This window comes from Serratia bockelmannii (assembly GCF_008011855.1).
In the GTDB taxonomy this organism is placed as follows: domain Bacteria; phylum Pseudomonadota; class Gammaproteobacteria; order Enterobacterales; family Enterobacteriaceae; genus Serratia; species Serratia bockelmannii.
Genome location: NZ_VOUX01000033.1, coordinates 210,246 through 229,377, shown reverse-complemented (window position 1 = coordinate 229,377; position 19,132 = coordinate 210,246). Strand labels below are relative to the sequence as shown.

The window sequence follows — 19,132 nt, the reverse complement described above, 5'->3', positions numbered from 1 at the left end:
AAACATGACATGCAGGACACTATGGCCAGACCTTCTTTTTTTCTTGATTTCAGTTTGCTGAGAAGCAATGCGCATTTCCGCGCGATTTTCTGCGCCCGCATGCTGTCGGTGTTTTCCCTCGGCATGTTGGCGGTAGGGGTGCCGATTCAGATCCAGGCGATGACCGGATCCACGTTGCAGGTGGGCGTGGCGGTGGCGCTGGACGGCGTAGGTATGTTTATCGGCCTGATGCTGGGCGGGGTGCTTGCCGATCGCTACGATCGCCGCAAGCTTATCCTGTTTGCGCGCGGCACCTGCGGGCTGGGCTTTGTCGCCCTGAGCCTGAACGCCTTCGCCCCGGCACCGTCGCTGTGGGCGCTCTACCTGCTGGCGGCCTGGGACGGCTTCTTCGGCGCGCTGGGTATGACGGCGCTGATGGCGGTGATCCCGCTGCTGGTCGGGCGTGAAAACCTGGCGGCGGCAGGGGCCTTGAGCATGGTGACGGTGCGCATCGGCGCGATCCTCGCACCGGCGCTGGGCGGGATTATCATCGTGTTCGGGGGGGTCGGTCTCGCCTTCGCCGTCGCGGCGGCAGGGACGCTGGGCACCCTGGTCCCGCTGGTGCGCTTGCCGACGCTGCTGCCGCAGCAGCAGGAGCCGGAACACCCGCTGCGTGCGCTCGCCAGCGGCTTCCAGTTTGTCTGGCGCAATAAGGTGGTCGGCTCGGTGGTGCTGCTGGGGATGCTAATGAGCATCGTCGGCGCCGTCAGGGTGCTGTTCCCGGCGCTGGCGCAGGACGCTTACCACGTTGGCGCGTCCTCTATCGGCCTGATGTACTCCGCGGTGCCGCTCGGTGCGATGCTGGGCGCGCTGACCAGCGGCTGGGTGGGGCGATACGCTCGCCCTGGCGTGCTGATCCTGGTCGCCGCTATCGTCGCGTTCACCGCCATCGCGTCACTGGGGCTGTTCAGCCACCTGGCGCCGGCGCTGCTGGCGCTGGTGTGCTACGGCTACGCCAACGCTATCGCCTCACTTCTGCAGTTCATGCTGATCCAGAGCAACACGCCGGATCATTTGCTTGGGCGGGTGAACAGCCTGGGCACCGCGCAGGACGTGACCGGCGACTCGATCGGTGCGCTGGGGCTCGGCGTACTGGGCAGGGTGTTCACCCCGTTGATGAGCGTGCTGTCGTTTGGTGCATTCGCCGCCGTGCTCGGCGTGCTGGTGGCTTTCAGCGTACGCACGCTGCGCCAGTGCCGGCCGGCGGACGCGTTGGTTGAGCACGACGATCCCACTCCGGCAACCTCAGCGGTGGCGGACAACTAACCTCTCAGGGCACCGGCTGTTCCGGCCGGTGCTGTTCCCCCCAGTTACACATCATGTCGATCACCGGGATCAGCGAACGCCCGCGTTCGGACAGGCTGTACTCCACCTTGGGCGGGATCTGCGGATACTCCTTTCTCACCACTAGCCGGTCTTTTTCCAGCTCTTTCAGCGTCGAACTCAGCGTTTTGTACGAAATGGTGCCGATGCAGCGCTGCAGCTCGTTGAACCGCAATACTGGCTTATACAGCGCCAGCCAGTAGAGAATAATCATTTTATATTTGCCGTTGATCACCGACAGGGTGTAGCCATAGCCGGTGTCTTCGAGACTGATGCCCGTTGGGCTGCAGTGAGATTCGGCGGTCATTTTATACTTTCCCCAAGGTAAGTATGTGTCGTGAGTGTGCGTATTTTACATTCTGTCAGCATACCCTAAGATGCGTCGAAACACCTGACTGGAGAAATCAGTATGAAAACCTTGGTGATCGTGGCCCATCCCGATATGGCGAACTCGGTGGTTAACAAACGTTGGCTGGAGGAACTGCGTCGCTATCCGGAGCGGTATACGGTGCACGAATTGCATCAGGCCTATCCGGACTGGCAGATCGACGTCGCCAAAGAACAGCAGTTGATTGAAGCGCATGACAACATCGTGCTGCAGTTCCCGATTTACTGGTTCAGCAGCCCGCCGCTGCTGAAAAAATGGCTGGACGACGTGCTCACCTACGGCTGGGCCTACGGTTCCCGCAGCGGCTATAAGATGCAGAACAAGAAACTGGCGCTGGCGGTCACGGCGGGCGTGCGCGCAGAAGATTACGCGCGTGAAGGGCGTTATCGCTACTCGCTGGAGGAAATCTTCCGGCCGTTTGAAGTCACCGCCGGTTACGTGCGGGCCGACTATGCCTCGTTCTTCGCCTTTTATGGCAAGGAGGCCGCTTCGGACGGGGTGGCAGAGCAGGTTCAGCAGCATGAGCTGGACAGCAGCGCACAGGGCTACCAGACATTTCTCGCCGCCCTGAATTAACGCCACGCCCCGGATGCGCCAGGGCGTGCGCCTCCGGCTACTCGATGTGAACGCCGAAACCGTCCTGACCCGGCGCGAGATGCGCTTTCAGCGTCAACTGCGGGATCAGGTAGTCACCGGCGTTCTGTCGCCGAAACGGAATGGGCTCGGTGTGCCACAGGGTATCGAGCCGTTGCCCGAGCTGCTCGCACAGGGCGGCGAAGCGCGTCTCGTCGGTCTTTCCGGCGCGGTAGGTGACAAACGGCGGCAGCACCTCGAAGCCTGGGTAATGCAGCATGCCGTGCTGGATCGGAAACAGGATATCGTCGATCGGCCCGTTGACACCGCGCGGGGCGTAATGGGATTCCCACCCGCCGGCGCTGACGATCAGCATCGCCCGTTTGCCCGCCAACATACCCTCGCCGTAACGGTCGCCCCAATGCGTATCGGAATGCTCACCGACGCCATAGGCAAAACCATAGGCATAGACACGCTCGAACCAGCCTTTCAGAATCGCCGGCATCGAGAACCACCACAGCGGAAACTGTAGCAGCACCGCGTCCGCCCAGCGCAATTTTTGCTGCTCCCGTTCGATATCGGCGCTCTGCACGCCGTTGGCAAACGCGCGCTGGGAATCCAACGAAGGATCGAAACGGGGCCCTGATGCACCTTCCAGGCTGTCGTTGGCGTCAAGTGCCGCTTTCCACTTCATGGCGTACAGATCGGACACCTGTACCTGATGACCGGCCTGCGTCAGGCGCTCAACGGCGAAGTTTTTCAGTGAGCCGGTCAGCGACTGCGGCTCCGGGTGGGCGTAAACAATCAGCACATTCATAGCAACTCTCCTTGGTGTGAGAGCTGCAGGTTAGGGCGTCACAAGGTATATTAGAAATGAATTACCGTTATCCCAGGTATAACCATGAATAATTTAAGGCGGCTGGATCTCAATCTGCTGGTGACGCTCGACGCGCTGCTGGCGGAGCACAACGTTACGCGCGCGGCGCAGCGGCTCAATTTCTCTCAGCCGGCGGTCAGCGTGCATCTCGCCAAACTGCGGGCGATCTTTGACGATCCGCTGCTGTTGCCCGGCCCGCGCGGCATGCGTCCTACCGCCAGAGCGGAGCAGCTGCGGGAACCGCTGCGCCAGGCGCTGGCGGCGCTTGAGTTGGCGGTAACGCCGGCGACGCCGTTCGATCCCGCCGTGGCGGCCGATACCTGGCGTGTGGCCGCCTTCGACTACGGCGAATCCACCATCGTCCTGCCGGCGCTGAACGGTTTGCGCACGGCGGCGCCCGGCACCCGGCTGGCGGTGCTGGAAACCGCGCCGTCACGCATCGCCAAACTGGCGGAACAGGGAGAGATCGATCTGGCGTTTCACACCCGTGAAGGGGCGCCGCCCGGTTTGCGTCAGCGCACGCTGTTCAGTGAACGCTATGTGCTGGTGGGCAGAGTCGGCCATCCTAAACTGCATGAAAACCTGACGCTGGCGCAATTTTGCGAATTGGAGCAGGTGATGGTTTCGCCGGACGGCGCCGGTTTCTACGGCATCACCGACCAAGCGCTGGCGGACGTGGGGCTGACGCGGCGCGTGGTGCTTTCCGTGCCGCATTTTCTCTTCGTGATCTCGGTGCTGGCGCAGTCCGATTTGGTGGCGATGCTGCCGGAGCGGCTGGTGCGCAACCAGCCTTTATTGCAACAACTCGAGCCGCCGCTGGCGGTGCCGGGGTTTGAAATGACCATGCTGTGGCACGAACGATCGCATCGAGATCCCGCTCACCGGTGGCTGCGCGAACATATCGTGCGGTCAGTGTAAGCGGGTTAAACAGCGCGGGAAATTACATGAACAGGAAGCGGTCGGCCAGCGGAACGCCGCGTTCGAGGCGCGGTGGCAACGCGTCGTCGCGATCGTCTGGCTGAGTAGCCTGTGGCGCGACATCGTCGGCTTTTTCGATCATCAGCTCGCCGAGCAGGGCCAGAAAACGAGTGAGCTTTTGCATATTCCCTCCGGATCGTTGATTACGTTGAGGGTGATAGTAATCGCCGCTAAACCGAATGGGAAAAACTTAAAACTCATATCCTAAGAACCGGATCGCATATCGCATGACCGGGCGACGGTTGCCCATCGCCCGGTGGATGGCTTAGAAGGTGACGTTAACCTTGGCCCACAGGGTGCGGCCCGGTTCATTCACCGCGCTGTTGGCCGAATAGCCGAAGGCGCTGTTGCCCGCCAGGTTAAGGTGCTCGCTGTAGGTCTTGTTCAGGATATTATCCAGACCGGCGCTCAGCTTGACGTTTTTATTCACCTTGTAGGCGGCGTTGGCGGAGAGCACGCCGAAGCCGGCGCTTTCGGCAAAGTCTTTGCCCACCACGTTGCCTTCGTTGATCGCCACACGGTGCTGGCTGCTGACCAGACGCCACAGACCGGTGCCGCTCCAGTCGCCGTACTCATAGGTCAGCCCCAAGCGTGCCTCCAGCGGCGGGATCTGCGGCAGCGGGCGGCCGTCGCTGGTGTTTTTACCCCAGGAGTAGGCCAGGCTGGCGTCGGTTTTCCAGTGCTCGCTCAGTTGGTAACCCATGCCCATTTCGCCGCCCATGATGTTGGCGTTGACGTTATCGGCCTGGCTGAGACGCGCATTGTGCGGATCGTATTTGAACAGGATGAAATCATCGACGCGGCCCACATAAGCGGAGACCCAGCCGTTGAAGCGCTTGCCGTTGTATTGTGCGCCGATGTCGAGCTGCGTGGTTTTCTCGCTCTTGACGCTGGAGAACGGATCCTTGCTGCCGTTCGGGCCCAGCTTCGGCGAGAATAACTCCCAGTAATCCGGGAAGCGCTCGGTATAACCGACGCCGGCATACAACATCAGCGGCAGGTCGGCCAGCGTATGCTCAAGACGCATAAAGCCGCTAGGCAGGGTGTCTGAACGCTCCCCATCGCTGCCGCTGCGGAAATTCTCCACCAGGGTGCGATCGAGCCGCGCGCCACCGATCAGTTTATCCTGCTCGCTGGTGGACCAGGTCAGCTCACTGAAGGCGCCGTAGCTGTTGAACTGGGCGTCTTTTTCCCAGCTGCCGCGGCTCATGCTGCGGTGGGTGTTGGTCTGCGTGTCCAGGCCGCTTTCAAGCTTCACGTCCTGCCACTGCCAGGTGCCCATCACGCGGCCGCCGACGGTGCGGCGATCGAGCTGCATCGTCATGCCGGAAGACATCATGTGCCCGCCGTGGCCCCCCATGCTCATACCGCCATGGCCGCCGTGCCCCCCCATGCCACCGCTGCCCGGCGAGCGCAGGGTGACGTTGTCCATCACGTGGTTGGCGTAGTTGTAGTAGACCTGAGCTTCCAGCTTATCCAGCACCTCGCCGATGTTGGATTTTTCCACCCGCATGCCCAGGCTTTCGCGTTTGAACTGCGAACCGTCCATGCTGCGGCCGGCATAGCGCGCTTCGCCGTTGCCGCGGCCCATGGTCACTTCCAGCAGCGTATCGTTGTCCGGCGTCCAGCCGAGCGCCAGATCGCCGTTCCACTTGTCCCAGCGCGACGGCACGCGCGTATTGGTGCCGTCCTGATAATCGTTGGAGCGGGATTTGTTGGCCATCACCCGCAAGTAACCTTGCTCGGCGCCGAGGCTGACGTCGATATTCTCGTCCCAGCGGCCATTGGAGCCGGTCAGCACGCTGGCGTTGCCCTTGATACCCGGCTCGTCGAAGCGCGGACGTTCACGTTCGAAACGCACGGTGCCCGCCGACGAACCCGGCCCCCACAGCACCGTCTGCGGCCCTTTGGTGATGGTCAGCAGATCGAAGCTTTCCGGCGAGATGTAAGAGGTGGGCGCATCCATTCTCGATGGGCAGGCGCCGAGCATCTCTGAACCGTCGGTGAGGATCTTCAACCGCGAACCGAACATGCCGCGAAATACCGGATCGCCGTTGGTGCCGCCGTTGCGGATCTGAGAAAAGCCGGGAATGGTTTTCAGGTAGTCCGAGCCATCGCTGGCCGGCACCGGCTGACGCGGGGTTTTCGGTGACGTCACGATGGTCAGCGGAGAGTAGAGCGGTGCGGTAACGGTGATCACGTCGCCATCATTAACTTGTGCGCCGGTAGGGGGCTGATGCGCCTGCGCCGCGTAGCCGGCCAGCAGGAACAGCGGCATGGCGGCGGTGATGGCGCGGGTAACGGCGTTCTTTTTATAAGTCGGTTTAAACATCATCTTTCCTTAAGCTAACTCTTTTCCGTTCTTGGCCGAGGGATTATTCAGGCGTGGGGCGGCCTGGCGAAAATCACCATCGGAAAATACGGGGGTTAATTCCATCAACGTGGAAATAACCGGACTAATAATGTCGTCTCGATGATTAACCGTTGGGCGAATTAATTCCGCCGGGTTGAAGCGATCAACGGCAATACAGAGAACGGCAATGGGCTTATTGTTAAATCAGAGGAAAGAAATGGGGGGCGCGCGCGGCTGTAATTCGGTGTGAACAACGTGGGCAAACAGGGGAACGAGGTAGTGGATCGGCGGCGGGCGTGAAGCCAGCGACTGGGACCAGAACAGCGGGGCGTGGCTCACGTCCAGCAGCGGCGCGTGCAGCAACAGCACGCAGTAGCCGCAGGCGCTATCGTCCATCATCATCGCCATGTTGTGGTGGCCGCCGCCGTGCTGCATCAGCGGCTGTGAGGCTTTTTCAGGCTCAGGCGGCGGCGAGTGCATCCCATGATGCATCGGCATCGCCATGCCGCAATCCGCCATGGCGGTCGTTCCAGCACTTCCGGCGCGTACATGCTCCAGGGATCGCGAGACCACCGGCGCAATGAACAACATCAGAATGGCAAACATCCCTAACCAGGCGGCGGCCCGATTTCGCGATGCAGAGCGCTGAATTAACGACACAATCAACCTAAAAAAAGGGTTAACACAGGGTAGGGAATTGTACTGGTTTATGTAGAAATGTTAAAACCTTTTATTTCTGGTCAACGGTCTGTTGATGAATATATTATCGGATAAGCGCTTTAATTCTGACCAAAGGCTATTTTTTGGCGCCAATAACGTGATGGGGACAATATTAATGACGGAAAAACTGGCGAGCTCCATTATCCCACTTTATGACGAACATGCCGCCACCTGGGAACGCCTCAGACCCACCACGCTGTTTGAGCGGCCGTGGCTCGATCGCTTTTTGCAGCTCACCCCGGCCAATGCGCGGCTGCTCGATCTCGGCTGCGGCAATGGCGTGCCGATTGCCGCCTATTTTATCGAACAGGGGCATCGGGTGACCGGCATCGACGGTGCGCAGGCGATGATCGCGCGCTGCCGGCAGCGTTTTCCGCAGCAGGAATGGCGGCAAATGGATATGCGCCAGCTGGATTTAGCGGCGAAGTTCGACGGCCTGCTGGCCTGGGACAGCTTCTTCCATCTGGCGCGCGACGATCAACGCCGCATGTTTCCGCTGTTCAGACGTCATGCCGGGCAGCATGCCGCACTGATGTTCACCAGCGGCCCTGCAGACGGCGTGGCGATTGGCAGCTTCGAAGGCCAGCCGCTGTTTCACGCCAGCCTGGCGCCGGAGGAGTACACGCGCTTGCTGCAGGAGAATGGCTTCCGCGTGGTGGATCATGTGGTGGAAGATCCCGCCTGCGGGGGAAGAACGGTCTGGCTGGCGCAAGCCGTTGAGTGACAATGTCACGAGCAGGTTCATCGGAACCTGCCCGTTAACGTTATTTAGCGCTGACGCGCCAAACGGTGTTACCCACGTCATCCGCAATCAGCAGGGCGCCGGACGAGTCAATCGCTAGCCCTACCGGTGCGCCATAGAGTTCTTTCTCGTCGTCGGAGACAAATCCGGTCACCACCGCTTTCAGTTTGCCGACCGGCTTGCCTTGCTCGAACGCCACGTAGCTGACCCGGTAGCCGTTCAGCGGCGAGCGATCCCAGCTGCCGTGTTCGCTGACAAAGGCGCCGCCGCGATACTCGGCCGGCAGTGCGCTTGCGGTATAGAACAGCAGCCCCAGCGGCGCGACGTGGGAGCTCAGGGCGTAGTCCGGCTTGATGGCTTTCGCCACCCGATCCGGCCGCGCCGGCTGCACCCGACGATCGACGTGCTGGCCGAAATAGCTGTAAGGCCAGCCGTAGAAGCCGCCGTCCTGCACCGAGGTCAGATAGTCAGGCACCAGATCGGCGCCGATCTCGTCACGCTCGTTGACGATGGCCCACAGCTTGCCGCTGTGCGGTTCCCACTGCAGCCCGGTCGGATTACGCAGGCCGCTGGCGAAGATGCGGCTGGCACCAGAGGCGGTGTCCACTTCCAGTACCGCGGCGCGCCGGTACTCTACGGCCAGGCCATTTTCGGTGATGTTGCTGTTGGAGCCGACGCCGACATACAGCTTTTTGCCGTCCGGGCTAGCCAGCAGGGCCTTGGTCCAGTGGTGGTTGATGGTGTCCGGCAGATCGGCCAGCTCTTTACCCGGATCGCTGATGCGCGTTTCGCCCGGCTGATAGGCGTACTGCATGATATTGCCGGTGTTGGCCACGTACAGGGTGTTGCCAATCAACTGGACGCCGAACGGGGAATCGAGCCCCTCGAGGAAGATATGCTTTTCCCAGCCGCCGTCGGCAGTTGGGCGCAGCAGGGTGATGCGGTTGCCGCCTTTGCCGCCTTTACCGGATTGGCCTTTCACCAGCCCGGCGATCAGCTGCTTGGTCGTGCTGACCGCTTCGGTGCCCGGGCCGTTGGCTTCCACCACCAACACATCGCCGTTGGGCAGGGTAAGCAGCTGGCGCGGATGCAGCAAACCGTCCGCCACCTTGTCGATTTTCAATCCTTCGGCCACTTTCGGCATCTGGTTCTGTTGCCAACCCACGCCCTTAGGCACCTGCATCGGCGGAATCAGAAAGTTTTGCGCCGGCGGTAATGTCGGATCCGGGCCCATTTGTTGTTCCGGCGAAATGACGGCGCTGTTATCGCAGCCGGCCACCGCCAAAACGGCAGCAAGAGTGAGCGCCAGGGATGATAGCTTCATGAAAACCTCCTTATTTTGCACGGGTGGCAAGGGCCAGCAGAACATTAGCCACGCTCAGCAGCGCGACCACGATGGCAGATAGCACCAGGCCTTCCGGCACCACGGCGTACGCATCCCGGCTATGCACGAAAGCGTTGATGATGGCGAAAACGATGGCGATCAGATTCAACCAGAAATGGAGTTTGACCGATGAACCCTGCCGCCGGCCGCTGCCGAACCACACCTGCACCAGGTTAATCAGCCGGGGAATAATGGCAAAAACCAGGCCAATGGCGATCAGCCAGCCGGCACCATTGACCCACTGAATGTTCGCCGTGCAGGCATAGATGATGTCGAAGATCAGCGCCGCGGTGAAAAATCCATAGGGTATCGGGTTGAGCCATTCATAGACGGCCACTGCGGCCGCCGAGGGCCTTGCTGTCGTTTGCGTGGTCATGCAGGTATCTCCATGAAAAATGATAGGTAAAAAGGGCATTGGCCCCTTAAAGCTTTGTTCAGATTTACCGATTTGAACAATTTTGATTCTCATTTTTAGCATGCGGTGTTAAAACCGAAGCCATCACTGCGGCATTATCAATGGCTTAGCAACATCAGGAGGAAGGGCATGAGTATAGAGCGCGTTCAGCGATTTCTGGCCGAGCACGCACCGGAAACGGCGGTGACGGTGCTGGCAAAGAATACCGCTACGGTGGCGCTGGCGGCGGAAGCCTTTGGGGTGGAGAGCGGGCAGATCGCCAAGACGCTGTCGTTTCGCGTGAACGACGGCGTGGTGCTGTTGGTGATGGCGGGAACCGCCAGAATCGACAACAAGAAGTACAAACAATTCTTCGGCGTAAAGGCGCGTATGCTGCCGGCAGAGGAGGTGGAGGCGCTGACCGGCTATCCGCCCGGCGGCGTTTGCCCCTTTGCCGCACCGGAAACGGTGAGAATTTACTGCGACCGCAGCCTGTGCAGCTACGGTGAAGTGCTTCCGGCAGGCGGCAGCGATAACTCAGGCGTGAGAATTGCGCCACTGCGGCTGGCCAGCATCACCGGAGCGGAGTGGATTGACGTGACAGGGTAACTAAAGGTGACCGCGTCACAATTACGTTATGTTAAATAGATTGTATCAATTCTTAATTAATAGACTGTTTTAACAGGGAAAATCACTAATCCATCGGGTGATGGCAAACCGCCTCGATATTGTGGCCATCCGGGGCGATCACAAATGCCGCATAGTAATGGGCATGGTAATTGGGCCGCAAGCCGGGCGTGCCATTGTCTTTGCCGCCGGCGTTTAACGCGGCGTGATAGAACGCATCGACCTGTTCACGGCTGCTTGCGGCAAATGCCAGGTGCAGATGCGCCGGTTTTTCATCGGTCTGAAACAGGCATAATGACACGTTATCTCGATCGCGGCACAGCTCAACGCCATAGTCGGGTTCGCCTTCGGCAACGATCTTTACGCCCAGTGGCGCCAGCGCATTGAGGAAAAACGCTTTGCTGAGGGCAAAGTCGCTGACGCCAAATTTCACATGATCAAACATGGGGAGGCTCCTTGAGCGTGAAAGAATGTTCCCATTCAGTATAGCCAACGCCGTGTTGGACGTAGAAAGCGATGCAAACGCACGCCAATGCGCATTTAACAGGCAAATACTGCCCGTTTAAGTGACGCGTTTGGATGAAATCTGCAGTATCGTAGCCGCCAGGTTTTATCAGATTTCACGTAGCGCGATCAAAAAAGCAGGGGATTTCTGGCCAATATCGGCAGGTCGCCATTGGAAACCATGCCTGGTCATCATTATTGGAGTGGAAAATGTCAGCACGCATTATCACGATCGAAGCTTATGATCCGCAGTGGGTGGAACGTTATAAAGATGAAGCGCTGAAACTACGCGAGATATTGGCTGGCGTTTTAACGGCCATTCATCATATCGGCAGCACAGCAGTACCGGAACTGGCAGCCAAACCAACGATTGATATCTTGCTGGAGGTTGAAAGTCTGGCGGCGTTGGATGGCTTGAATGACGGGATGCGTAACATGGGATATACGCCGCGTGGCGAGAACGGCATTGCTGGCAGACGTTACTACATCAAGGGAAACGGCGATCGCACGCATCACGTACATGCATTTACTACAGGAAGTGAACAGGCGATCAGACATTTGGCGTTCAGAGATTATCTGCGCAAGCATCAGGGGGTTGCTCAGCAATATGCGGCAATCAAACGCCAGGCAGCAGAAGACAGCCGGCAAAACCCGGCGGCTTATGGCCGGTTGAAAAACGAATTTGTTCAGCGGCATGAGCAGCTGGCGCTGGCATGGCTGGCCGCAGGAGAAAGCCCATGATCAGGCCTGGACGGCAGAATCCACATATCACCACCAAGGTGCGCATAATGTATATTATGTTAAATGTAATTACTGGGTACGCACCGGGGTTATCCTGCCCGTCCTTTCTCACCTCACCTTCAAGGCTTATCAGGCTGACATCCTTTTTTATGTTTTAAGCCCATCTGTCAACCCATCTCAGTTTAGCCCTTAGTCGGCGTACCTTGATGAAAGCGCATCTGCCAACCCGCCTTTTCCGTCAGGAGCCAAATCGATGAGCGTTCGGTGCAACGAACGACGCGGCCCTGCGCGTCACGCTGAAAACTTTTATACGTCAGCAACACGGCGCCTTCACTGATTTTCGCCAGCTTAAACCCTTCGGCGAAAATCGGCGGATAATCCGTTTCCATCTCCAGCGCCGCAACGGTTTGGCATTTGTCATAACGTAGGCCTGAACGACCAATCTCTTCAAAGTCTTCATGCAACAATGCCGCGACATGTTTCGGATCGCAGCGCGTTGTTGGCTGGTGCAGTTCAACCTCAAGCGCCTGAATTTGGCTAAGCCACTGTGCAAAATGGGTCAAAATGCCCTCCTTTTTTGATCGCGCTACGTGAAATCTGGCAAACTTCGGCAGTCAATCTACACCAGAATGACACTCGTGAAACCTGACTATTCCCAGGATTCCTTCTCATAGGGTTTTTGCCAGTTCTTTTCCGTGACGGGTACGAGTTCCCCGTTGAACGTATAGGTACAACAGCGGCATCTCACCGGCACATCTTCTGCGGTGAATGCCGGGTTCACTTTCTGCAGTATCCCGTGATCATCTATGCATAGTCCGCTGTAATAGCTCGACTCACCACAGCGGACATAGCTCTGCCAGTTTTTACGGTGCAGCGCCACCAGGTAAAAAATAGGCGCTTCTTTATCCAACCGACTTACCGCTTCGCTATGTACTTCATTCCAGGGTTGGCCCACTTTACTGAGCAGAAATTGAAATAGCGGCGTGTAATCCATGCCATGTTGTATCTGCCCATGCATACTTTCACGCAGTGGCAACTGCTCATCGTCTGCCTGTTTGCCATGGCGTTCCCAGCGGTACTTACCACCGCTGGCGATGGGCCCTCTGGATGTAACGCTTTCTCTTCTATAGAGTTTCTTCTTTACATCTCGATGTGCTCTCATCAAGCCTCAATAGTGACATTGTCACACAAAAAGCAATCCTTACGCCGGTTTCCCAGCCAAATGCGACCGCCGAACTCGCAACTCTCCATGCCGCCAGGCGCCGTCTGCCGTGGTGCGATTGTCGATCAGGCGATTCAAGGCCTCCTCGACTAACCGGTCAATGCGTTGGCTGTAGCTGGTCAGCGCCCAATTGGCTGAGCCGGCTTCGTCGATATCGTCGAAACCTACCACGGCCATGGCTGACGACGGTGCTACTTGCCTGAGCGCTTCGAGCGCCCCCAGTGCCAGCACGTCGTTCTCGCAGAACAGCGCTTCAACCCGCTCACTTTCCGGCGTTGCCTGCAGGTATTCACTCATCAGTTGGAAACCGCGCTGGCGATCGTAGTGGCCAGCGGTGAGCACCCGATCCAGCTGAAAACCGGCGGCCATCAGTTTGTCGCGGTAGCCTTCCATGCGCAGCAAATGGCTGCTTTGCGTATCCGGCCCCTTCATGTAGCCAAAGCGCCGATGACCTTGCTCTATCAGCAGCGTGGCGATCTCTTCGCCGGCGCGGTAACCGTCTATGTTCACCACATCAATGTGTTCGCTTTCCGTATTGCGGCACACCTGCACCAGCGGGATCTGATGCAGGTCTTGCGCGATCGCCGCCCACTCTTGGGTTAACACCGTCGCCAGGAACAAAATGCCATCGACCTGCAGCTGATCGGCCATCGCCATCACCGCCCGGTAGTTTTCCCCCGCGGTGATGTTCAGCAGCAGCGCCATATAGCCGCGGGTTTGCAGCTGTTTGGTGACCATATCGAGCATCATCATCGAATGCGGGTTCTTCATCTCGTCGATGGCTACGCCTATGATGTGCGTGCGTTTTTGCGACAGGCTGCGCGCCAGCAGATTGGGTCGATAGCCCAGCTCGGCCGCCGCCGCCAGTACGCTTTCACGCGCGCTGTCTGAGATCGACGCGCCGGGCGTAAAGGCGCGCGATACCGTCCATTTGGAGACGCCGGCCTTTTCGGCGACGTCGCTGGCGGTGGCTTTGTGGTGTTTCGTCATGGTTGCGTCGATCTCTGCTTCGGTGAAGTCACACTATACCCTGCTCGCTCAGATCCCCTAAGCGCCTGCCGGCATGCCTGCTGCAATTATGTCCCGTTTTTGCACCCGATTGCAATTTGTTATGCAACCGGGTGCAAAAAGTAAAGAGTTTGTGATCGTCCGCGCTGTTTTCACCTTTCCCCAGTTGACCAAATTTTATCCATGGCCGACATTCACGGTGGCATTCAGAGACTCACGGCCGTTTTGCCTTCTGCTTTGCACCCGGTTGCAAAAGAACTGTTTTTACATAACACCTCTCTTCTCAACAGGATACCGTAATGAAAAAAACCAGACTGCTGTTGATGTTAGCCTGCTCGCTGTTTGTCGTGACCGCCCAGGCCAAGACCTACCAGGTCGGCGTGGCGCTGGCCAACTTCGATCTCAACTTCGTCTCCATCCTGCGCAGCCAAATGGCGCGAGAACTGGCTGCGCAGCAACTGAAAGGCCAGTTCGTCGATGCCAAAGGCGATGTCGCCCTGCAGGTGCAGCAGGTAGACGATCTGATTAATCAGGGCGTGGACGCCATTATCCTCAACCCAGTCGATACGCAAGGCGTCCAGCCGATGATAGCGGCCGCCCAACGCGCCGCGGTCCCCCTTATCTTCGTCAACCGCAAACCCGAAGTGCCGCTCAGCGGCGCGACGGCCTACGTCGGCTCCGACTCGGCGCTCAGCGGCCGCCTGCAGATGGAGGCCCTGGCGAAAAAAATGAATTACCGCGGCAACGTGGCGATCCTGATGGGCGCCCTCTCCAACGAAGAAACTCGCGAACGCACCCGTGCAGTGGAAACGGTGATCGCCAAACACAAAGACCTGAAAGTGGTAGAGAAACAGACCGCCAAATGGCAACGCAATGAAGCGGTCGACGTGGTTTCCGGCTGGTTGCTGAACGGCACGCCGATCGATGCGATCGCCGCCAACAACGATGAGATGGCCATCGGCGCGATCATGGCACTGAAGCAGGCCAAAAAGAATGGCGTGCTGGTTGCCGGTATCGATGGCACGCCCGACGGCCTGCAATTTATCAAAAACGGCGACCTGGCGGTGACCATTTTCCAGGATGCCAAAGCCCAGGCGATCGGCGCGGTGCAGGTGACCCGAGCGATGTTGGATCACGCCAAAACCGAGCCCTATAACTGGGTACCCTACGCCACCGTGACGCGAGAAACCTACCCGCAATTCGCGCAGATGAATCAGAAATAAGCCGTTGCCACTCTCTTTTTCAACCCACTTTGCACCCGAGTGCAAAACCACAGTATCAGGAGTCAGCATGTTAAATGGTGAAAGAAGCATCCCTCGCCCGCTGCGTTGGGCGATGATCGGCGGCGGCCGCCTCAGCCAGGTGGGCTACAAACACCGTTCCGGCGCACTGCGCGACAACACCGCCTATCGGCTGGTTGCCGGTGCCTTTGATATCGACGCGGCGCGCGGACGTGAGTTTGGCGTCAATCTCGGCGTGCCCGCCGAACGCTGCTATGACAACTATCAACAGCTGCTGGAGCAAGAAGCTAACCGCGAAGATGGCGTTGAGGTGGTAACCATCGCCACTCCCAACGGCACCCACTATGAAATCACGCGCGCCGCGCTGAATGCCGGCCTGCATGTCATCTGCGAAAAGCCGCTGTTCTTCACCACGGCGGAGGCGAGAGAAATCAAGGCGCTGGCGGCGGAGAAAGGCCTTATCGTCGGCGTAACCTACGGCTTCTCCGGCCATCCGCTGCTGATGCAGATGCGCGCCATGATCGCGAACGGCGACATCGGCGAAATACGCATGGTCGAATTGCAGTACACCCACGGCTTCAATGCCAACGAAAGTGCGGACACGTTCGAGGCACAAAAGTGGCGTGTCGATCCGAAAATCGCCGGCCCCTCTTTTGTGCTGGGCGACATCTCCACCCACACCTTCTACATCTCGCAGCTGGTGATGCCCGATATGAAGATTGCCTCCCTGCTGTGCGATCGCCAAAGCTTTATCTCTTCCCGCGCTCCGTTGGAAGACAACGCCATGGTGCTCATGCACTACGAAAACGGCGCCGTCGGGCGCATGTGGGCCTCCGCCATCAACGCGGGCGCGATGGACAGCCAAAGCATCCGCGTGGTGGGCTCACGCGCCAGCCTGCAATGGAGCGATTCCACGCCCGGCGAATTGCGCTATGAGATCCAGGGGCGGCCCAACCAAACGCTGCACCACGGCATGCCCTATCTGGACGACAGCGCCCTGGCAGAAGAGCGGCTTGGCGCGCTGCATACCGAAGGGTTGGCCGAATCCTGGGCCAATATCTACCTCAAGTTCGCCATCGCCATCTGCGCCAGTCAGCGCGGCGATCGGCAGACGCTGGCCGCGCTGATCTATCCGGATATCGATGCCGGATTGGAAGGCGTGCGCTGGATTGAAAACTGCGTTCGTTCCGCCGACAACGGCGCCACCTGGGTCAATTACCAATAAGGAAAGCACCATGAAACTTTCGTTCTGTACCGACAGCCTTGGCCATTTACCCTTCGAGCCGATGCTGGATCGGCTGCTGGAGCTGGGGGTGCGCGGCGTGGAAATGACCACCGGCGGTTGGTCCCCGGCGCCCCATCTGGATGCCGACGATCTGCTGGCCAACCCCGCCAAACGCCGGCAGCTGCAGCAGGCGCTGGCCAGCCGCGGCATGGAGATCGCCGCGCTCAATGTCTCCGGCAATCCGCTCGATCCGGGCGAGCTGGGGCAGCGCCATCTGCGCCAAACCGACAATACGCTGGAGCTGGCCGGCCTGTTGGGGGTGAAGAAGATCGTCATGATGAGCGGCCTGCCGCCGGCCAGCCCGCATGACACCATCCCCAACTGGATCACCTATACCGTCAGTTGGCCGCCGACGGTGAAAAACTGTCTGGATTATCAATGGAATGAGGTGGCGATCCCCTATTGGCAGGCACTGGTCGCCCGAGCCAAAGCGTGCGGCGTTGAGCGCTTTGCGCTGGAAAACTTCAGCGCCATGCTGGTGTGGAATCCGGAAACGCTGTTCCGGCTGCGCGCGGCCGTTGGCCCGATGGTGGGCCTGAACCTCGATCCCAGCCACTTGATCTGGATGGGCGCAGATCCCATCGCGGTGGCCCGCGCCCTTGGGCCCGCCATTCACCATGTGCACGGCAAAGACGTGCGCCTTGAGCGCGGCGTCGTCGAGGTTAACGGGCTGCTGGAGACCAAACCGATCGACGACGTGGCCGGCCGCGCCTGGAACTATGTCGCCGTCGGCTGCGGCCGGGATCTGCAGTGGTGGAAGGAGTTCTTCTCGGTGGTGCGCATGATGGGTTACAACGACTGGGTGTCGCTGGAAATGGAAGACCTGACCATGTCGGTCGATGCCGGCATCGCCTCTTCCGTTCAGGCGCTGCAGCAGACGATCAGCCAATAACCCCCTGCGCGGCGGCTACGGCCGCTGCGCAGAGTTCATCACGTTACGGGGTTATCGCCAACTTAATCACGCCATCGCGCTTTTCGGAGAACAGGTGGTAAGCCTCGGCAATATTCTCCAGTTGAAAACGATGCGTCACGAACGGCGTGAGATCCAAACCGCCATGCTGGATCACGTTCATCATTCTGCGCATCCGTTCCTTACCGCCGGGGCACAGAGCCGACCGAATCGTATGATCGCCAAGCCCATAGGCAAACGCCTCGACAGGCAATTGAATATCGTCGCTATAGACGCCAAGGCTGGACAATGTGCCACCGGGTTTTAAGACTCGCAGCGCCTGATTAAAGGTGGCCTGCGTCCCCAAACACTCGATGCTGGCATCCACGCCGCGCCCTGCCGTAATCTTGAATATTTCATCAATCACATCGGTTTCCTTGTAATTCAACAAGACGTTTGCCCCCATTTTTCCCGCCATCATCAGCTTTTCGGGAGAGCTGCTGATGGCAATAATCAGGCTGGCGCCCCGCAGGCGAGCCCCCGCGGTGGCACATAAGCCGATCGGGCCCTGGGCGAAAATGGCTACCGTATCGCCAATGTTAATGTTGGCATTTTCTGCCCCTTTGAAACCGGTAGACATCACATCCGGGCACATCAGCACCTGTTCATCCGTCAGACCGTCGGGGATGAGCGCCAGATTAGCTTCCGCATCAGGCACCAAGACATATTCAGCCTGAGTGCCGTCGATAACGTTGCCGAAGCGCCAACCCGCCGTGGCTTTATAGCCATGGCAGCGGCATTCGGGTAAATAGGAACCGTCCTGCGCGGGAAAGCCGTCCTGACATGAATAGGAGGTAAAAGAGGGGCAAATAGCCCCAGCCAATGCCCGCTGCCCCTCTTGAAAGCCTTTAACATTGCTTCCCAACTTTTCAATAATGCCGACCGGCTCATGGCCAATGGTCAACCTACGCGGCACCGCATACTCTCCCTTGAGGATATGAATATCCGTGCCGCAGATTGTCGTCGTGGTTATTTTGAGCAAGGCATCGTTGGGGCCAGGGGAAGGAATAAGTTTTTCAATGAGTTCTATTCGCCCCTTTTCGATAAAGGCAGCGGCTTTCATCATGCGCATGGCGGAAGATCCTTTGGTTTCTGCCGAAGTGGCTACAGAAAAGAATAATCCAATCGGTCATTTTTTCCGATTTTACCGCCTTGGGAAATAATTAAACACGCCAGTAATCCTTATCGGTAAATAATATAAAAAATATAATTCAATAAAATAACATCCAATAAACTCTGCTTTGTCACGCTGCCGAAAAACACGGTCGATTTATATCGACAGACGCTGCATCATTTCTCTTTCCAAATACTCTACGCTCAGCGAAAATATACGTTATCTGATTGATAAGTCATGCAGGAAATGCCATGTCACGACTCACCCTCCTCCCGCTGAGCCTGGCACTTGCCGGCTGCGTGCCAATGCAGCCTGATGGCTGTGAAAAAGCCAGTGCGGTGAATGATTGCGTTTATGCCTGGCGTGCAGGCAGCGATGTTCCAACGGCAAAGCAACCGCCTAACCTGGGATGCGACGGACAAGTTTTTTATGAGCGGCCGCACTATTCCGCCTCTGCGAAGGCAGAAAAACGCGAAGGCGAAGTGAGCGCAACGTTTGATGTTGATGATAAGGGTAAAGCCAGAAATATCGTGCTGACGGGCACCCCAGAGTTCTATCGCGACACCAAAAGCGCCATCGCACGCAGCTGCTGGACACCGGGCCGTGTTCATGAAACGGCGTTGTTTACTTTTAAACTCTCTGGTGATGCAGATGCCAACCGATAAGCGAA

General features: G+C 58.4%; 22 protein-coding genes. 10 read left to right on the top strand and 12 right to left on the bottom strand.

The features are described 5' to 3' along the window. Positions 1-21 precede the first annotated feature (21 nt). Entirely contained in the window at positions 22-1,305 is a 1,284-nt protein-coding gene (gene entS / locus FOT55_RS17645; RefSeq protein WP_147823809.1) for an enterobactin transporter EntS, read from the top strand. Positions 1,306-1,309: 4 nt separating this feature from the next. Here entS and FOT55_RS17640 read toward each other — a convergent pair whose 3' ends face one another. Next, positions 1,310-1,669, bottom strand: a complete 360-nt coding sequence (locus FOT55_RS17640) for a winged helix-turn-helix transcriptional regulator (protein WP_025302868.1) — start codon at positions 1,667-1,669, stop codon at positions 1,310-1,312. A gap of 102 nt (positions 1,670-1,771) precedes the next feature. Between FOT55_RS17640 and FOT55_RS17635 the strand changes: the two genes are divergently transcribed. After that, the gene (locus tag FOT55_RS17635) at positions 1,772-2,326 is read left to right on the top strand and encodes an NAD(P)H-dependent oxidoreductase (RefSeq protein WP_147823808.1); all 555 of its coding nucleotides are present in this window, start codon (positions 1,772-1,774) and stop codon (positions 2,324-2,326) included. A 37-nt stretch (positions 2,327-2,363) separates the two neighbouring features. On the opposite strand, the gene FOT55_RS17630 is transcribed toward FOT55_RS17635, so the two are convergent. Beyond that, positions 2,364-3,140 carry an NAD(P)H-dependent oxidoreductase gene (locus FOT55_RS17630; protein WP_147823807.1) on the bottom strand — a complete coding sequence of 259 codons (777 nt, stop codon included), beginning with the start codon at positions 3,138-3,140 and terminating at the stop codon, positions 2,364-2,366. An 84-nt stretch (positions 3,141-3,224) separates the two neighbouring features. On the opposite strand from FOT55_RS17630, the gene FOT55_RS17625 reads away from it, so the two are divergent. Next, positions 3,225-4,118, top strand: a complete 894-nt coding sequence (locus tag FOT55_RS17625) for a LysR family transcriptional regulator (protein WP_147823806.1) — start codon at positions 3,225-3,227, stop codon at positions 4,116-4,118. 22 nt (positions 4,119-4,140) lie between these two features. Here FOT55_RS17625 and FOT55_RS25465 read toward each other — a convergent pair whose 3' ends face one another. From FOT55_RS25465 to FOT55_RS17615, 3 genes are all read right to left on the bottom strand, one after another. Further along, positions 4,141-4,302 carry a hypothetical protein gene (locus tag FOT55_RS25465; RefSeq protein ID WP_162837924.1) on the bottom strand — a complete coding sequence of 54 codons (162 nt, stop codon included), beginning with the start codon at positions 4,300-4,302 and terminating at the stop codon, positions 4,141-4,143. A 141-nt stretch (positions 4,303-4,443) separates the two neighbouring features. Continuing rightward, positions 4,444-6,510, bottom strand: a complete 2,067-nt coding sequence (locus FOT55_RS17620; RefSeq protein WP_147823805.1) for a TonB-dependent copper receptor — start codon at positions 6,508-6,510, stop codon at positions 4,444-4,446. A gap of 225 nt (positions 6,511-6,735) precedes the next feature. Next, positions 6,736-7,137: a DUF2946 domain-containing protein gene (locus tag FOT55_RS17615; protein ID WP_147823804.1), complete on the bottom strand. Its 402-nt coding sequence runs from the start codon at positions 7,135-7,137 to the stop codon at positions 6,736-6,738. A gap of 229 nt (positions 7,138-7,366) precedes the next feature. On the opposite strand from FOT55_RS17615, the gene FOT55_RS17610 reads away from it, so the two are divergent. Further along, complete coding sequence (locus FOT55_RS17610; RefSeq protein ID WP_147823803.1) at positions 7,367-7,975, top strand: class I SAM-dependent DNA methyltransferase; 609 nt, start codon at positions 7,367-7,369, stop codon at positions 7,973-7,975. A 40-nt stretch (positions 7,976-8,015) separates the two neighbouring features. On the opposite strand, the gene FOT55_RS17605 is transcribed toward FOT55_RS17610, so the two are convergent. Together FOT55_RS17605 and FOT55_RS17600 are read right to left on the bottom strand one after the other, a co-directional pair. Then, the gene (locus FOT55_RS17605) at positions 8,016-9,317 is read right to left on the bottom strand and encodes a PQQ-dependent sugar dehydrogenase (protein WP_147823802.1); all 1,302 of its coding nucleotides are present in this window, start codon (positions 9,315-9,317) and stop codon (positions 8,016-8,018) included. Between the two features lie 10 nt (positions 9,318-9,327). Next, positions 9,328-9,753: a DUF2231 domain-containing protein gene (locus FOT55_RS17600; RefSeq protein WP_060433083.1), complete on the bottom strand. Its 426-nt coding sequence runs from the start codon at positions 9,751-9,753 to the stop codon at positions 9,328-9,330. Positions 9,754-9,921: 168 nt separating this feature from the next. Here FOT55_RS17600 and FOT55_RS17595 point away from each other — a divergent pair, with 168 nt between their 5' ends. Continuing rightward, on the top strand, positions 9,922-10,380 hold the full coding sequence (locus tag FOT55_RS17595; protein ID WP_060433082.1) for a YbaK/EbsC family protein: 459 nt from the start codon (positions 9,922-9,924) through the stop codon (positions 10,378-10,380). An 85-nt stretch (positions 10,381-10,465) separates the two neighbouring features. On the opposite strand, the gene FOT55_RS17590 is transcribed toward FOT55_RS17595, so the two are convergent. Beyond that, complete coding sequence (locus FOT55_RS17590; protein WP_060433081.1) at positions 10,466-10,843, bottom strand: VOC family protein; 378 nt, start codon at positions 10,841-10,843, stop codon at positions 10,466-10,468. 269 nt (positions 10,844-11,112) lie between these two features. Here FOT55_RS17590 and FOT55_RS17585 point away from each other — a divergent pair, with 269 nt between their 5' ends. Beyond that, positions 11,113-11,643, top strand: a complete 531-nt coding sequence (locus FOT55_RS17585) for a GrpB family protein (RefSeq protein WP_060433080.1) — start codon at positions 11,113-11,115, stop codon at positions 11,641-11,643. A gap of 182 nt (positions 11,644-11,825) precedes the next feature. Here FOT55_RS17585 and FOT55_RS17580 read toward each other — a convergent pair whose 3' ends face one another. From FOT55_RS17580 to FOT55_RS17570, 3 genes are all read right to left on the bottom strand, one after another. Then, a complete protein-coding gene (locus FOT55_RS17580; RefSeq protein WP_043137323.1) occupies positions 11,826-12,206 on the bottom strand; it encodes a nuclear transport factor 2 family protein in 381 nt (126 codons plus the stop codon). An 86-nt stretch (positions 12,207-12,292) separates the two neighbouring features. Next, complete coding sequence (locus FOT55_RS17575; RefSeq protein ID WP_043137327.1) at positions 12,293-12,805, bottom strand: hypothetical protein; 513 nt, start codon at positions 12,803-12,805, stop codon at positions 12,293-12,295. Positions 12,806-12,844: 39 nt separating this feature from the next. Then, positions 12,845-13,855: a LacI family DNA-binding transcriptional regulator gene (locus FOT55_RS17570; RefSeq protein WP_147823801.1), complete on the bottom strand. Its 1,011-nt coding sequence runs from the start codon at positions 13,853-13,855 to the stop codon at positions 12,845-12,847. Positions 13,856-14,172: 317 nt separating this feature from the next. Between FOT55_RS17570 and FOT55_RS17565 the strand changes: the two genes are divergently transcribed. From FOT55_RS17565 to FOT55_RS17555, 3 genes are all read left to right on the top strand, one after another. Continuing rightward, positions 14,173-15,096 (top strand): substrate-binding domain-containing protein, encoded by a 924-nt coding sequence (locus tag FOT55_RS17565; protein ID WP_147823800.1) that lies wholly within the window; start codon positions 14,173-14,175, stop codon positions 15,094-15,096. Positions 15,097-15,163: 67 nt separating this feature from the next. Next, complete coding sequence (locus FOT55_RS17560; RefSeq protein WP_147823799.1) at positions 15,164-16,339, top strand: Gfo/Idh/MocA family protein; 1,176 nt, start codon at positions 15,164-15,166, stop codon at positions 16,337-16,339. A 10-nt stretch (positions 16,340-16,349) separates the two neighbouring features. Further along, the gene (locus tag FOT55_RS17555) at positions 16,350-17,291 is read left to right on the top strand and encodes a sugar phosphate isomerase/epimerase family protein (RefSeq protein WP_147823798.1); all 942 of its coding nucleotides are present in this window, start codon (positions 16,350-16,352) and stop codon (positions 17,289-17,291) included. A gap of 43 nt (positions 17,292-17,334) precedes the next feature. Here FOT55_RS17555 and FOT55_RS17550 read toward each other — a convergent pair whose 3' ends face one another. Further along, complete coding sequence (locus tag FOT55_RS17550) at positions 17,335-18,420, bottom strand: NAD(P)-dependent alcohol dehydrogenase (RefSeq protein ID WP_049295618.1); 1,086 nt, start codon at positions 18,418-18,420, stop codon at positions 17,335-17,337. A gap of 293 nt (positions 18,421-18,713) precedes the next feature. On the opposite strand from FOT55_RS17550, the gene FOT55_RS17545 reads away from it, so the two are divergent. Continuing rightward, entirely contained in the window at positions 18,714-19,127 is a 414-nt protein-coding gene (locus tag FOT55_RS17545) for an energy transducer TonB (RefSeq protein WP_049207593.1), read from the top strand. Positions 19,128-19,132: the final 5 nt, after the last annotated feature.

Bases quoted from the DNA above. Each gene is read 5' to 3' on its own strand.
- entS (WP_147823809.1), top strand. From the start codon at position 22: ATGGCCAGACCTTCTTTTTTTCTTGATTTCAGTTTGCTGAGAAGCAAT.
- FOT55_RS17640 (WP_025302868.1), bottom strand. From the start codon at position 1,669: ATGACCGCCGAATCTCACTGCAGCCCAACGGGCATCAGTCTCGAAGAC.
- FOT55_RS17635 (WP_147823808.1), top strand. From the start codon at position 1,772: ATGAAAACCTTGGTGATCGTGGCCCATCCCGATATGGCGAACTCGGTG.
- FOT55_RS17630 (WP_147823807.1), bottom strand. From the start codon at position 3,140: ATGAATGTGCTGATTGTTTACGCCCACCCGGAGCCGCAGTCGCTGACC.
- FOT55_RS17625 (WP_147823806.1), top strand. From the start codon at position 3,225: ATGAATAATTTAAGGCGGCTGGATCTCAATCTGCTGGTGACGCTCGAC.
- FOT55_RS25465 (WP_162837924.1), bottom strand. From the start codon at position 4,302: ATGCAAAAGCTCACTCGTTTTCTGGCCCTGCTCGGCGAGCTGATGATC.
- FOT55_RS17620 (WP_147823805.1), bottom strand. From the start codon at position 6,510: ATGTTTAAACCGACTTATAAAAAGAACGCCGTTACCCGCGCCATCACC.
- FOT55_RS17615 (WP_147823804.1), bottom strand. From the start codon at position 7,137: ATGTTTGCCATTCTGATGTTGTTCATTGCGCCGGTGGTCTCGCGATCC.
- FOT55_RS17610 (WP_147823803.1), top strand. From the start codon at position 7,367: ATGACGGAAAAACTGGCGAGCTCCATTATCCCACTTTATGACGAACAT.
- FOT55_RS17605 (WP_147823802.1), bottom strand. From the start codon at position 9,317: ATGAAGCTATCATCCCTGGCGCTCACTCTTGCTGCCGTTTTGGCGGTG.
- FOT55_RS17600 (WP_060433083.1), bottom strand. From the start codon at position 9,753: ATGACCACGCAAACGACAGCAAGGCCCTCGGCGGCCGCAGTGGCCGTC.
- FOT55_RS17595 (WP_060433082.1), top strand. From the start codon at position 9,922: ATGAGTATAGAGCGCGTTCAGCGATTTCTGGCCGAGCACGCACCGGAA.
- FOT55_RS17590 (WP_060433081.1), bottom strand. From the start codon at position 10,843: ATGTTTGATCATGTGAAATTTGGCGTCAGCGACTTTGCCCTCAGCAAA.
- FOT55_RS17585 (WP_060433080.1), top strand. From the start codon at position 11,113: ATGTCAGCACGCATTATCACGATCGAAGCTTATGATCCGCAGTGGGTG.
- FOT55_RS17575 (WP_043137327.1), bottom strand. From the start codon at position 12,805: ATGAGAGCACATCGAGATGTAAAGAAGAAACTCTATAGAAGAGAAAGC.
- FOT55_RS17570 (WP_147823801.1), bottom strand. From the start codon at position 13,855: ATGACGAAACACCACAAAGCCACCGCCAGCGACGTCGCCGAAAAGGCC.
- FOT55_RS17565 (WP_147823800.1), top strand. From the start codon at position 14,173: ATGAAAAAAACCAGACTGCTGTTGATGTTAGCCTGCTCGCTGTTTGTC.
- FOT55_RS17560 (WP_147823799.1), top strand. From the start codon at position 15,164: ATGTTAAATGGTGAAAGAAGCATCCCTCGCCCGCTGCGTTGGGCGATG.
- FOT55_RS17555 (WP_147823798.1), top strand. From the start codon at position 16,350: ATGAAACTTTCGTTCTGTACCGACAGCCTTGGCCATTTACCCTTCGAG.
- FOT55_RS17550 (WP_049295618.1), bottom strand. From the start codon at position 18,420: ATGCGCATGATGAAAGCCGCTGCCTTTATCGAAAAGGGGCGAATAGAA.
- FOT55_RS17545 (WP_049207593.1), top strand. From the start codon at position 18,714: ATGTCACGACTCACCCTCCTCCCGCTGAGCCTGGCACTTGCCGGCTGC.